At 68.7% G+C, this 13,358-nt stretch carries 13 protein-coding genes; 6 read left to right on the forward strand and 7 right to left on the reverse strand.

Annotated features, from left to right (window positions below; translation table 11 throughout):
• Positions 1-137 precede the first annotated feature (137 nt).
• On the forward strand, positions 138-1,187 hold the full coding sequence (locus tag ACQ452_RS18350) for a sigma-70 family RNA polymerase sigma factor (RefSeq protein WP_433394211.1): 1,050 nt from the start codon (positions 138-140) through the stop codon (positions 1,185-1,187).
• 54 nt (positions 1,188-1,241) lie between these two features.
• On the opposite strand, the gene ACQ452_RS18355 is transcribed toward ACQ452_RS18350, so the two are convergent.
• On the reverse strand, positions 1,242-1,928 hold the full coding sequence (locus ACQ452_RS18355) for an O-methyltransferase (RefSeq protein WP_433386237.1): 687 nt from the start codon (positions 1,926-1,928) through the stop codon (positions 1,242-1,244).
• Positions 1,929-2,138: 210 nt separating this feature from the next.
• Between ACQ452_RS18355 and ACQ452_RS18360 the strand changes: the two genes are divergently transcribed.
• Complete coding sequence (locus ACQ452_RS18360) at positions 2,139-2,894, forward strand: Ku protein (protein WP_433386239.1); 756 nt, start codon at positions 2,139-2,141, stop codon at positions 2,892-2,894.
• A 139-nt stretch (positions 2,895-3,033) separates the two neighbouring features.
• The gene (locus ACQ452_RS18365; protein WP_433386241.1) at positions 3,034-4,575 is read left to right on the forward strand and encodes an NAD(P)-binding domain-containing protein; all 1,542 of its coding nucleotides are present in this window, start codon (positions 3,034-3,036) and stop codon (positions 4,573-4,575) included.
• Here ACQ452_RS18365 and ACQ452_RS18370 read toward each other — a convergent pair.
• From ACQ452_RS18370 to ACQ452_RS18390, 5 genes are all read right to left on the reverse strand, one after another.
• A complete protein-coding gene (locus ACQ452_RS18370; RefSeq protein WP_433394213.1) occupies positions 4,559-5,158 on the reverse strand; it encodes a nitroreductase family protein in 600 nt (199 codons plus the stop codon). The genes ACQ452_RS18365 and ACQ452_RS18370 overlap by 17 nt on opposite strands.
• A gap of 167 nt (positions 5,159-5,325) precedes the next feature.
• Positions 5,326-6,477, reverse strand: a complete 1,152-nt coding sequence (locus tag ACQ452_RS18375; protein ID WP_433386243.1) for a carboxylate-amine ligase — start codon at positions 6,475-6,477, stop codon at positions 5,326-5,328.
• A 43-nt stretch (positions 6,478-6,520) separates the two neighbouring features.
• Positions 6,521-7,684, reverse strand: a complete 1,164-nt coding sequence (locus ACQ452_RS18380) for a M20 family metallopeptidase (protein WP_433386245.1) — start codon at positions 7,682-7,684, stop codon at positions 6,521-6,523.
• Between the two features lie 101 nt (positions 7,685-7,785).
• A complete protein-coding gene (locus ACQ452_RS18385; protein WP_433394214.1) occupies positions 7,786-8,334 on the reverse strand; it encodes a carboxymuconolactone decarboxylase family protein in 549 nt (182 codons plus the stop codon).
• A gap of 233 nt (positions 8,335-8,567) precedes the next feature.
• A complete protein-coding gene (locus ACQ452_RS18390; protein WP_433394491.1) occupies positions 8,568-8,741 on the reverse strand; it encodes a hypothetical protein in 174 nt (57 codons plus the stop codon).
• Between the two features lie 164 nt (positions 8,742-8,905).
• Here ACQ452_RS18390 and ACQ452_RS18395 point away from each other — a divergent pair, with 164 nt between their 5' ends.
• From ACQ452_RS18395 to ACQ452_RS18405, 3 genes are all read left to right on the forward strand, one after another.
• Positions 8,906-9,217: an alpha/beta fold hydrolase gene (locus ACQ452_RS18395; RefSeq protein WP_433386247.1), complete on the forward strand. Its 312-nt coding sequence runs from the start codon at positions 8,906-8,908 to the stop codon at positions 9,215-9,217.
• Between the two features lie 468 nt (positions 9,218-9,685).
• Positions 9,686-11,317, forward strand: coding sequence for a glycoside hydrolase family 27 protein (locus ACQ452_RS18400; RefSeq protein ID WP_433386249.1), 1,632 nt, complete (start codon positions 9,686-9,688; stop codon positions 11,315-11,317).
• Positions 11,318-11,414: 97 nt separating this feature from the next.
• Entirely contained in the window at positions 11,415-11,672 is a 258-nt protein-coding gene (locus tag ACQ452_RS18405) for a hypothetical protein (protein WP_433386251.1), read from the forward strand.
• 253 nt (positions 11,673-11,925) lie between these two features.
• Here the strand turns inward: ACQ452_RS18405 and ACQ452_RS18410 are convergent, their stop codons facing one another.
• The gene (locus ACQ452_RS18410) at positions 11,926-13,308 is read right to left on the reverse strand and encodes an RICIN domain-containing protein (RefSeq protein ID WP_433386253.1); all 1,383 of its coding nucleotides are present in this window, start codon (positions 13,306-13,308) and stop codon (positions 11,926-11,928) included.
• Positions 13,309-13,358 lie beyond the last annotated feature (50 nt).

Genomic DNA, 13,358 nt, shown 5'->3' on the forward strand with positions numbered 1-13,358 from the left:
GTGGACATCTTCGGCGTTGCGCGAGGCGACACAAGGGTCGGAGTCCGTCACACCGCGTGTCACCTTCCTGGTGAAAGGTCCTGGAGCGGTATAGGGTGACGTGTATATTTGGTCCGCCAGTGGAGGAAGAGGGACAGATAGTGACCCTTGGTGCAGACGCGTCACAGCCCGGCGCAGAGCGGTCCACCGCCAACCTCGACGGCGAAGACGACTTCACGGCCCTTGTCGAGAGACATCGACGCGAGTTACACGTCCACTGCTACCGCATGCTCGGTTCGTTCGAGGATGCCGAGGACCTGGTCCAGGAGACCTACCTGCGGGCGTGGCGCAAGCGTGAGACGTTCGAGGGACGCTCCAGCGTCCGGGCGTGGCTCTACCGCATCGCCACCAATGTCTGCCTCGACTTTCTCCGACGTACCGCCCGCGCACCGGTTCCGCACCGCCAGCCGGCGCTGGGCGCCGGACCGTCCACTCCCCCGCCTCCGACGGACGAGGTTCCCTGGCTGCAGCCCTTCCCTGACCACCTGCTCGAGCCTGCCGCGCCCGCCGAGCGGCAGCCCGACTTCCAGATCATGGCGCGGGAGACGATCGAGCTCGCCTTCCTCGTGGCGATTCAGCACCTGCCCCCGCAGCAGCGGGCGGTGCTGATCCTGCGGGACGTCCTCGACTGGCCCGCCGTCGAGGCCGCCGCGATGCTGGACATCAGCGTCGCCTCCGCCAACAGCGCACTACAACGCGCACGGGCGACGTTGAAGGACCGCCTGCCCCCTCGGCCGAGCGACTGGGGCGCCACAACGGATCCGGCGGAGGCCGAGCGAGCACTCGTGCAGCGCTGCATCGAGGCCCTCGAGAACGCCGACGCCGAAAACTTCGCGAAGTTGGTCCGCGAGGACGTGCGGGTGACGATGCCACCGGACCCGTTCTGGATCGTCGGCCGGGACGTCTTCGTCGCAGGTCTCGTCGCACAGTTCGACCCGGCCTCACCGGCGTACTTCGGGACGTGGCGAGCCCTGCCGGCGCGCGCCAACGGCCAGCCGGCCGTCGCCGGCTACGTACGGCGCCCCGGCGAGTCCGTCTACCGTCCGCAGGTGCTCAATGTCTTCCGGATCGAGGACGGCATGATCGCCGAGATCACCGCCTTCTCCCCCGAGGTATTCGCCTCGTTCGACCTGCCCGAGTCGCTCTGAGCAACCGAGGGGCACCCCGCCGGCCGGCGGGGTGCCCCTCGGGACGGCATCCGGTCAGCGTCTGATCGCCACCGTGAGCCCGTCGGCCAGGGGCAGCATCACGGCCTCGAGCCTTTCGTCGGCCGCCACGGCGGCGTTCACCTCACGCATCACTGCCGCGCACCGGCGCTGAAGTGGCTCGGCTGCCAGGTGTGGCGCGGTCACGAAGCCGTCGAGGAGCACGTTGTCCAGCAGCAGCAGCCCTCCACGACGCAACAGCGGCACCGCAAGGTCGTAGTAGGTCGGGTAGTTCAGCTTGTCCGCGTCGACGAAGACGATGTCGACGCCGGCGGCCGGCAGTGTCCGCAGCGTCCGGGCCGCCGGTCCGAGTCGGAAGTCGATGCGGTCGCTCACCCCGGCCTGGTCCCAGTGCGCCCGCGCCACACCCAGCCAACGGTCGCTGTTGTCGCAGGTGATGACGCGTCCGCCCGGCGCAAGAGCGCGGGCGAGCGCCAGGGCGCTGAGCCCGGTGAAGGTACCGAGATCGACCACCGTGCGGGCGTTGCAGATCCTGCCGAGCAGCGTGAGCAGGCCGGCCTGCTCGATCGGCACCATCATGCCGGCAACCTCTCCCAGTGCCTCTGTCGCGGAGACGAGACTCGTCATGACCGCATCGGGAGGGGTCATCGAGGCCAGCAGATACTCCTGCAGCACCCGGTTGACCGGTACGTGTTTGGCAGCGCCACCGCCGGCTACACCCATGCTTCCGCCTCTCCGTCGCCCCACGCCGCGTCCGGCGCAACCGGCCCGTGGTGGATCAGCCTGATCGTCGCCGCACGTGCCGCGACGGCTCACCTTCCACGGTGCGCGGGCGCCCGCGACAGAGCACACAGAAGGACGACCCCGCGCAGTGCCGATGCCACGCTGACAACGGAGACGCGAATCGACTCTTTGGGGGCGCGGATGCGGGCAATGTGGAAGGGCGCGATCGCCGTAGGACTGATGTCGATCACCGTTCGGTTGTATGCCGCGACAGAGGACCGGGGTGTGCAGTTCCGCCAGGTGCACCGCGACGACGGAGGCAAAATATCGATCCGCCGGCGCTGTGACGTCTGCGGAGACGACGTCGCCTACGCCGACATCGCAAAGGCCTACGAATTCGTGGACGGACGGCTGGTCGTCGTTGACGACGACGATCTGGCCAGCCTGCCGCTGCCCACGTTGCGCACGATAGAAGTGCTCCAATTCGTCCAGGCGGAAGAGATCGACTCGATTCTCTACGATCGCACGTACTACGTGGAGCCGGACGGCGTCGCAGCGACCCCGTACGCTCTCCTGCTCAACGCCCTGCGCGGCAGCGGGCGGGTCGCGATCGCCAAGATCGCACTGCGGCACGTGGAGCGCCTCGCGGTGATCCGGGTACGCGGTGACCTCCTCGTCGCGCAGACCATGCGATGGCCGGACGAGATCCGCACGCCCCTGCTCGACCCCGCCGCCACGGTCCACGCGGTGCAACCGACGGAGCTGGCCATGACCCGCTCGCTCATCGATTCCATGACCGGGCGCTTCGAGCCGGACCGCTTGCAGGACACGCGTCGGGCCGCGCTGCTGGAGCTCGTCTCGGCGAAGGCCGAGCGCGACACGGCAGACGCGACGCCGGTGGCCGATGCCGCGGCCCACGATGCGGCACCATCGCGAACCGACGAACATGGCGCGCAAGCGTCCTAGCCGCTGACCTCGATGCCTTCTGGTCGGCGCGCGACCCGCGCAGGGCGCGCCGAGCCCCTCCGTCAGCAACTCATTGACACATCCCTTCGTCGCCTGCATGGTCTGAGGACCTGTTGCCCCGTCGAAGGGATACTGTGCGGTGGTCGACGAACACACGTACGTCATCGTGGGAGCCGGACCGGCCGGACTGCAGTTGAGCTACTACCTGCAGCGACGCGGAGCCGACTACGTGACGCTCGAGAGTGGCGACGGGCCGGGCGGATTTTTCCGGCACTTCCCGCGCCACCGCCGACTCATCTCCCTCAACAAGGTGCACGTCGACAGCACGGATCCCGAGATCCGACTCCGCTGGGACTGGAACTCACTGCTCAACGACTCCACCGACCTGCTGTTTCCGAAGTTCAGCGACGATTATCTCCCCGCAGCCGATGATCTGGTGCGTTATCTCGCCGAATTCCAGCGCTCCTGCCAGCTCAATGTTCGATACCGCACGACAGTCGACCGAATCACGCGCACCGGAGATGGTTTTACGGTCGACACCGACACCGGTGCGGTGCGCGCTCGCTGCCTTGTCGTCGCGACAGGCTGGGGCCTGCCGTACGTGCCGGCCATCAAGGGCATCGACCACGCGGTCGGCTACGAGGACATGGACGTCGACCCGGAGGTGTACGCCGGCAAGCGTGTCCTCATCATCGGCAAGGGCAACTCCGCGTTCGAGACGGCCTCGGCGATCCTCGGCAAGGCGTCCATGGTGCACCTGGCCAGTCCACGGCCGCTGCGGCTGGCCTGGAACACCAAGCACCCCGGCGACGTCCGGGGCCAGTACGGCGCGATCCTCGACAGCTACCAGTTCAAGACCCTGCACTCGGTCCTGGACTGCACAATCGATGAGATCCGGCCTGTCGACGGGCGGTTCCAGGTGGCGATCACCTACACCCACGCTGACGGGGAGACCGCCGTCCTCGACTACGACGCGGTGCTGCGGTGCACCGGCTTTCGGATGGACACCGCACTGTTCGACGAGCAATGCCGACCTGACATGGTCCGGGATGGTCGGATGCCGGCCCTGCGCCCGGACTGGCAGTCCAGCAACATCGACGGGCTGTATTTTGCCGGCACCATCGCCCAGGCCCGCGACGTCAAACATGCCTCGTCACCGTTCATCGACGGCTTCCGGTACAACCTGCGCACGTTGAGCCGGATCCTGCGCGAGCGGTACCACGACGTGCCGTTGCCCTTCACGACGACGCCAGCCGACGCCACGTCCCTGGCGAAGCTCATCCTCGACCGGGTCAACTGGAGCTCAGCGCTGTGGACCCAGTTCGAGTACCTGTGCGACGTCTTCGTCCGCGACGACGCCACCGGCGACTTCCACCACTACGAGGAGGTACCGGAAGACTACGCCGTCGAGCGTTTCGGGAGGGCCGCGCACTGGTACACGGTCACGCTGCGGTGGGGCCGCGACGACTACGGTGACGTCTTCGCCATCGACCGCCACCCGACTCCGGAGCGGGCCGCCGAGAGCGCCTTCATCCACCCGGTGATCCGCCGCTACCGTGGCCCGGACTGCCGCGCCGAGCAGCACCTGCTGGAGGACCTGCTGGCCGAGTGGCGGCGCCCGGACCGCCACGTCGAACCGTTGGTCGCCTTCCTGACCGCCAACCTCACCAGCGCACCATGACCTCGTCGAGCGGCTTGCGGTCCACGTCGGGGACCCGGGCGCCGGGTGCCGGATAACCGACCGGCATCACCAGGTAGGGACGTTCCTCCGCGGGTCGCTCGCACACCCTGTTGAGAAAGCGCATCGGGCTGGGGGTGTGGGTCAGAGTGACGAGTCCGGCGAGGTGCAGCGCGGAGATCAACAGGCCGACCGCGATGCCGACCGACTCCTTGACGTAGTACGGCTTGGGACTGTGTGGTCCCTGGTGCACCTCGAAGACGACGATGACGGCCGGCGCCGTCTCGAGGAACGGCTTGCGCCAGTCCGTACCGAGTGAGGCGATCGCACCCAGCCATTCCGGCGAGGCACGGCGCTGGTAGAACTCACGCTCCTCGCTCTCCGCCGCCTCGCGCAGCCGGCGCTTGCGTGCGGCGTCGGTCAGGACGACGAACCGCCACGGCTGCACGTTGGCCCCGCTGGGTGCGGTCGACGCGGCTCTGATCGCGGCCTCGATCACCCCGTCGGGCAGGGCGTCGGTGGCGAAGTCACGCACCGAACGTCGGCGCGCCATCCGGTGCGCGAAGGCCTCCGCCTCACGCACCATCTCCGCCGGGGGCCTGCGGTCGTAGGGAACCGGGACCGTGGCCGGTGCGATCAGGTCGGTCATCGGGCGCCTCCTGCGAGAGTCAGGCGATGCCGGGTGCTGGGCGAGATGATGCGTCTGCCACCGGGATCTCTGCCACCAGCATGCCGAAGACCGGGGGCCTGTCGTTACGTCAGCGTGCTCTCTTCGCGTACGGGCAGGCCGGGCGCGGTCCAGGCCGCGAGTGCGTCGACCACGTCGCCGAGGCGTCCTCGGCGTGCCGCCGCCGCGCGCTGCCGGGCTGCCCCGTCGCCGGTCGAGGCCAGACGTGCCAGCCACCCCTGGACACGCTCGTGGTCTCCGGTCTCCTCCAGCGCCGGCTGAGCGAGCCGGACCAACCGCGCGGCGAGCGCCGCGGCGGGGAGCAGCCGGCCGGTGAGAACGTCGACGCCGTGGCCGCCCATCCCGTCTCGTGCCGCCCGCCAGTACGCCAGCCGCATCATCTCCGGCAGGAGTGCTGGCCCCTCGTCGCCACTGTCGACCGCTGAGCCGGCGATCATGACCAGGGCCCGCACCAGGGCAGCGAGCGCGGCGGCGTCCACTGCGGTGACGGCCACGTCGGCCACCCGCACCTCGAGTGTGGGCTTGTGCGCCGACGGGCGGACATCCCAGAAGATGGTGCCGCGGTCGACCAGTGCGCCTGCCTCCAACAACGTGTCCACGTGGGCGTCGTACTGCGCGGCAGACGTCAGGAACGGCGGCGGGCCGGCGACCGGCCAACGCTGCCAGATGACGCTGCGCCAACTCGCGTAACCGGTGTCGCGTTGCGACCAGTAGGGCGAGTTGGCCGCGAGCGCCAGCAACACCGGAAGGTGTTGACGCAGGTGGTTGCTGATCAGCACGGCGCGGTCCCGGTCGTGCTCCTCCACGTGCACATGCACGGCACAGGTGGCGACGTCGTCGTGCAGCCCCCGGAAGGCGGCGTTGCCACGGTCCTGACGTGGCCCCTCGGTGATGGGTGCCGGCACGGCCGGCCCGAGCACCGGTGAGGCGCTCGCGATCACCCGTAGCCCCAGAGACACGGCGGCGGACTGGCTCACGGCACGCCCGTCAGCGAGCTGCGCCTCGAGGTCGGCGATCGTACGGCAGGGATCGGTGCGGGTCTCGACCTGGAGCTTCGTGATCTCACCGCCGACCCGCGCCCCGAGCCTCCGGCTTGCCCGCGCGATGACGGCGGCTGCCTGCGGCACCACCTCGCCGTTGCCGGCGTCGACGACGAGGAACTCCTCCTCGACGCCGAGCAGGGGAAGGGAGAATCGTGATCTCTGGCCCGTGACCATGCTGACCGGCCCTCTCCGCCGACGGGGCGTCGACAGGGAGACCCTACGGTTCTCGGTGCCCGGTTCGCTGTCCGACGCCGGCCGGGGTGGTCAGGCGGCTCACGACTCCTGCCAGCAGGGCGGTTCGTTCGGGTAGGTGGTCTAGGTCCACGTACTCCTCGGGGGTGTGCGCGCCACCACCGACCGCACCCAGGCCGTCGAGGGTCGGCACGCCCAGCGCGGCGGTGAAGTTGCCGTCGGACGCGCCGGACACGTGTGCGCCGGTGAGGGCCGGGATGCCGAGCCGGGCGGCGACGTCCTGCGCCAGCGACAGGAGGGGCCGGGCGAGTTCCGGTGACATGGGGTGTCGGTTGATGCCGCCGTCCACAGCCAGCACGGCCTCGGTGAGGACCGGTTCGAGCCCACGGATGGCGCGATCGACGCGGTCGAGTTCAGCACTGGTCCACGCCCGCACGTCGACGGCCACGCTGGCGCGCTCTGGGACCGTGTTGGTCGTGGTGCCGGCGGAGAGCAGCGTGGGTGTGACGGACGTGCCCGTACTTGCCGCCGCGTCGAGGGTCCGCAGCGTGAGGATGTGATGGGCGACCTCGACCGTGGCGTTGACCCCGCGGTGCGGTTCCGTACCGGCGTGGGCGGCCCGGCCCTGAACGGTGAGGCGGTACACCGACCCGCCCTTCCGGGCCACCTTCACGCCTCCGTCCGGCGTGGCCGCCTCGCACACCAGGACGGCCCCCGATCGCTGTGCCTCACGTTCGATGAGCGACCGTGACGTGACGGAACCGCTCTCCTCGTCGCAGGTGAGCAGCACGCCGACCGCCGACGTGTCCGCGATCAGACTGAGCGCCCCGAACATCTGCACGATGCCGGCCTTCATGTCGCACACGCCCGGGCCCGTCGCGATGTTCCCGCGCACCGTGAACGGCCTGGATCGGATCGTGCCGATCGGGAACACGGTGTCGAAATGACCCAGCAGCAGCACGTCCTGGCGCTCGGCCGACCACAGCAGGTGTGGCAGGCCGTCGACCACGACACGGCGGGGAGATCGGCGAAGCACCTCCGTTCCCCACCCGGCGAGCAGATCGGCACAGGCGACCAGGTGGGGCAGCGAACCCGGTGCCGACTCGGACGTGACGAGAGCACCCAGGCGGGCAACCATGTCTTCCCGGAGCCGCCGCGCGGCGCCGAGCAGAGCGCGGGGATGGTCCATCGGTCCCTCCAGCCAGGTGTGGGCGGGTCTGGTCCACCGACCGTGACAGAGGGATCGAGCGAGGTCATCCGTGCGCGTGCTGTGTGCTGTGGTGCGCCGATCTATCCAACGGATCCGTAGCCGAACTCGACGATTCGGCGTGCCGACTCGAGGTAGACGTCGGGACCATCGGGTGCGAACGTGGCGAGCCCGTCGACGTAGCGGTTGAACATGCAGAAGGCGGCGGCGATCAGGACGGCATCGTGGATCTCCAGGTCGGTGGCGCCCTCCGCGCGGGCGTCTTCGACCATCGCGGTGGTCACGTTTCGACCACTGATTCGTACCGCGGAAGCGATACGCAGGAGAGCCCGCATTTTGACGGAGATCGGCGCGGCATCGGGATTGGCGCGCACCTGGTCGACCAGCGGCATGCCGTCCTGGAGTTGCACCGCCGCGAACGTCGAATGCGACGTGCAACAGAACGTGCACTCATTCAGCCCGGAAACGTAGGCGGCTATCAACTCACGTTCACCGGGCGAGAGCGAATGAGGGCCACGGAGCAGCACCTCGGCCAGCTCGTTGAGTGGCTTTGCCGTCTCCGGCCGGTATCGCATCAGGCCGGAGACGCCGGGGAACTGCGTCTCGTCGATACCAAGATCGATGTGCGCCATGACTGCGGCCTCCGGTCGTGATCGTGACGGTGTGGACGAAGCCGCCGCGGCATCCGCCGCCACGAACATCGACGACCATCTCATCACATCGCAGCGAGGACGGATTTCTTCACATGTGCTCTGCGCTCGCACTTGGGACATCGACCAGAGCCGCCCGGTGGACGGTGTTGACCGGCGGTTCTGCTGGACGACGTCTCGGTGTGGTCGATCTCGCTTTCCCGCTCGCCTGGAAATTACCCGACCTTGATGGGTCCCGAGCCTCCACCCGGCTCGTAGGTGTTGGCGACCCACAGGTCGATGGTGGCGGCGCCGGGCAGGATGTCCTTCATGGAGGAGACCACGGGAATCTCCTCCGCCTTGGCGTCGCGAAGGAGCGCACCTGACGACCGGGTGGTGGCCGCCTGCATGAGCAGACCTGGACCATCTGCGCGGCACGGTCGAGGAGTACCTGCGCGGGCACACCGGCCGGGCAACGGCGCAGCACGCCGTAGACCGGGTCGCAGCGCGCCCGTGGTTTCCGCTGGCGTGGCTACCTCGCGAGCTCCCCACCGAGCCCGGCACCTGGGCCGACATGGACTTCGATCCAGAGCCGGTGTTCGCGCGGGCGAACTGTCCAGTGCTGTTGTTCTACGGAACGAGCGATGCCTGGGTACCGGTCGATGCGAGCATCGCCGCCTGGCGGCGTGCCGCCACCACCGGCGCGCTGGACCTGACGATCTGCCGGCTCGATGGATGCGACCACCTGCCGAGCTTCGACGAGCGCGAAGATATCGCGAGCATCAGCAGTCAGTACAGCACGACGCTGGTCACCTGGCTCGAAAGCCAGCTGAGCACCGGCACCACCGACAGGCCACCGTTCCGATCCATCGACTGTGAGCGATAACACGCTGTTAGTCAAGGCGCAACCGTCGGGTAGAGGTGCTGCTTCATCAGGGCGGCCGGCCCACGCCCCGATTCGGCACTTCCGATCACACCGGTGGTGATTTGCGAGGAAGCCGCCTCGGTCCGCATGGCGGGCAACCCGCCGCCTCCCCAGGGATATCATCGCCAGTAATTTACATGAATAAATGTGAGCGATAACATCACTGCAATCGCCCCGTCATCCGCGAACGGCAGCGCGGCTGGAGCCGACAGGCTGGCAACAGCGGGGCGACCGACGCGACCGGAGCATCGTCGCCTCGGCTCTGCACGTGGCCGGGGCGGCCTCTCACACAGCAACCTGCCGCGAGCACGGACGGGCACAACCGTCCCCGCCAACGGCCCCAGCCCTACCGATCAGTCACGGCACCGGCTATCGACCGCCGACGCCGGAGCTCCCGAGGAGGAACACGTGTACAGACACAAGAGATGGATGAACGCTGTCCTGGGCGTCCTGGCGGTGGCGGCCGCGACCGCCTTCGCCGGCGGTGTCGTCGCGCCGCAACCGGCGCAGGCGCTGAACAACGGCGTCGCCCGGACGCCGCCGATGGGTTGGAACACCTGGAACACGTTCGGCTGCAACATCAATGAAACGCTCATCCGTCAGATGGCCGACTCGATCGTGACCAACGGCCTGCGGGACCTGGGGTACAAGTACGTCGTCGTCGACGACTGCTGGTTCAACCCGGACCGCGACGCGCAGGGCAACCTCCAGGCGCATCCGCAACGCTTTCCCAGCGGCATGAAGGCGCTCGGCGACTACCTGCACTCGCGGGGCCTGCTGTTCGGCATCTACCAGGCGCCGCTGGATCAGACCTGCGCCCAGTACTTCGATGCCTTCCCCGGTTCCACCGGCAGCCTGGGGCACGAATACCAGGACGCCCGGCAGTTCGCCGCCTGGGGCGTCGACTACCTGAAGTACGACTGGTGTTCACCGACCGGAACCATCAACGACCAGGTGGCGAGGTTCGGCATCATGCGCGACGCGCTGGCCGCCACCGGCCGGCCGATCGTCTACAGCATCAACCCGAACAGCATCCACGAGAAGACCGGGCCGCAGCGCGACTGGAGTGACGTGGCCAACCTCTGGCGCACGACCGAGGACATCACCAACGCGTGGAACACCGGTCAGAGCAACGGCTACCCGATGGGCGTCCAGAACATCGTCAACGTCAACGTGCCGCTGGCCGGCTATGCCGCACCGGGTGGGTTCAACGACCCGGACATGCTCGAAGTCGGCAACGGCGGCATGACCGACGCCGAGGTGCGCAGCCACTTCGCGCTCTGGTCGATCATGGCGGCGCCACTCATGATGGGCAACGACCTGCGCTCGGCCGGTGCGGCGACGCTGACCATCCTGAAGAACCAGAACCTGACCGCCATCAACCAGGACCCGCTCGGACTCCAGGCCGTCCAGGTATCCAACGACGGCACCCGGCGGATCCTGGCCAAGCGGCTGACCAACGGAGACGTCGCCGTCGCCCTGTTCAACCAGGGCGGCTCCGCCACGACGATCTCCACCACGGCGGCGGCGATCGGCAAGACCGGCACCTCGTTCACCCTGCGGGACGCGTGGACCAACGCCACCTCCACGACGACCGGGAGCATCTCCGCGAGCGTCCCGGCACACGGCACCGTGGTGTACCGGGTCAGCGGCGGCGGCACCACCGACCCGCCGACGCCCACCACGTTCCGGCTGCGCAGCGAGTCGGCCGGGCGCTGTCTCGACCTGGACAACTCCAACAGCGCCAACGGCACCGGGACCCTGATCTGGGACTGCCACGGCAACGCCAACCAGCAGATCAGCCAGAACGGCCAGACGCTGCGGATCCTCGGCAAGTGCCTGGACGTCCCGACCACCGCCACCAACGGCACCCGGGTGCAGATCTGGGACTGCAACGGCGGCACCAACCAGCAGTGGACGTTCAACGGCAACGGCACGGTCAGCAACGTCCGCTTCCCGGCGCTCTGCCTCGACGTCACCAACGGCGGCACCGCCAACGGCACGGCGGTGATTCTCTGGTCCTGCCACGGCAACGCGAACCAGCGGTGGAGCCGGGTGTGACCTCCGGCCGCTGACCTCAGACCGGCCGGGTGGACGGCACGTCCACCCGGCCGGCGGGCCGATAAATGGAAACCGCTCGACATTCTGGGGGTACGTCGTGAATCGCGAGCCCGCTCCGGCCCGACGGGGATTCCGGCGCTCGGTCGCCGCAATCGCGAGCATTGCCTGCGCAGTCGCCGTGCTGCCGGGCCCGGCACGGGCCGACAACCCGATCGTGCAGAACATCCACACCGCTGACCCGGCGCCGATGGCGCACAACGGCCGGGTGTACGTCTACACCGGGCATGACGAGGACAACTTTACCTCGTACGCCGCCGAGCACGATCCCGCCCGCGGAGTTGCGGGCGATCTCTGAGCGGGTGACGGTGATGTTGCTGGCGCCCAGGCCGACGCCGCTGGTGTGACCGTTGGCGTCGTTGCCGATGCCGATGGCCGTCTGCCCCAGGTTCACGAACTGGGAGCCGGCGAGCGACCAACCGGTGACCGCGCGGCGCCGGTGATCGTCGGGCGAGCGGAGGCGGCCGCCCCCGCCAGATCACCAGCGACGGAGAACACCAGCCGGCGCCGACCCCGCGTCGCGGGAGCCGGCGCCGCCTGACCCGTCTGCGTCACGAGAACTGCGCGAAGAACCTCCAGATCTCACCCTTGGTCCAGGTGGTGACGCCACTCTCGGCGTACGTCCCGTCCACCGGTCCGGGCATGTGACCGTTGTCGAACGCGGCCCACTGGACCGGGTAGCCGGCCCTGCAGCCGGAGTAGGCGGTCGTGACGTGCGTACGGCTGCCCGGCCCCGGCTCGGGCGGGTTCTGGGCGGTGCAACCGTTGTTCCGGACGAACGTGTCGCGCAACGACCGCCCCTGCGAGATGTTCAGGACGTTGTCCGAGATGCCGTGCAGCCCGAAGTACGCGATGGGCTGCGTACCGCCGCTGCACCCGCTGATCTGTGCGCCGGAGATGACCGCGACCGCCCGGAAGACGGAGGCCCGCGCGCAGGCGAGCGCATAGCTCATGCCGCCGCCCCAACTGAAGCCGAGGGCGAACCGCTGCCTCGGGTTGACGCAGAGGTCACTCTCGATCCGTCTGATCATGTCGTCGACGAAGGTGACGTCCTCACCGCCGGCGTTGCCCCAGCCGTTGCCAATTCCCTGGGGCGCCACGAAGATCGCGCTGTTGTTCGACTGCTCCTGCTGCCCGTAGTAGGACCAGGCCGTCCCGCTGGTGCCGCCCGAGGATATCTCCTGCATGGTGCCGCCGCGCCAGTGGAACGCGAAGATCAGCCGGTAGGGGTTGTTGCTGTTGTAGTTGGTGGGCACCCGCAGGATGAAGGAGCGGCTCTTGCCGTTGCTCTGAATCGTGTGCGTGCCGCTGGACAGCGTCGGTGCCCTACCGCACCCGGTACCTCCCGACGGCGGGTTGCCGCTGTCCACGCGGACAAGCTGCCACTGCTGGTTGGCGCCGTTCCAGTCGGAGTACTGCACGATGTTGCCGCCGTCGGCGGTGGAGGCACCCTGTACCTCCACGGCCTTGCCGCTGTGCCGGCTGATCAGCCGGACGTGACCGCCGTCCGAGTCCGCGAGCCGGAACTGCTGGTTCGTGGCGTTGGTGTCGGACCACTGCACGATCGCTCCGCCGTCGGCGGTCGACCAGTTGTGCACATCGAGGACCTTGCCGGAGTGCCGGGACTTCAGCCTGTAGTAGCCGCCACCTGAGTCCAGGAACTGCCACTGCTGGTTCGCCCCGTCGTTCCGCGTCCACTGGCTGATCCGCGCACCGTCGTTGGTGGCCGAGGCGTACAGGTCCAGCGCCTTGCCGCTGTTCCTGTTCAGCAAGACGTACCAGGCGCTGGTGTCCACGGTCGCCGCGGCCGCAGGTGCCGCGTTCACGGCGACCAACGTGCCGGCCGCGATGACCGCCGCAGCCGCTGCGGCCAGCCCTGACCGCCAGCGATGTCTGCGTGGAAGGGCGGGACGAGCCGCACCGATGGCACTCATGGTCCACTCCTCTGGTCGGGGTCACCCGCGAGCGGAACGCACGCGGATGG

It is taken from the genome of Micromonospora sp. KLBMP9576, from assembly GCF_050941805.1.
Classification (GTDB): domain Bacteria; phylum Actinomycetota; class Actinomycetes; order Mycobacteriales; family Micromonosporaceae; genus Micromonospora.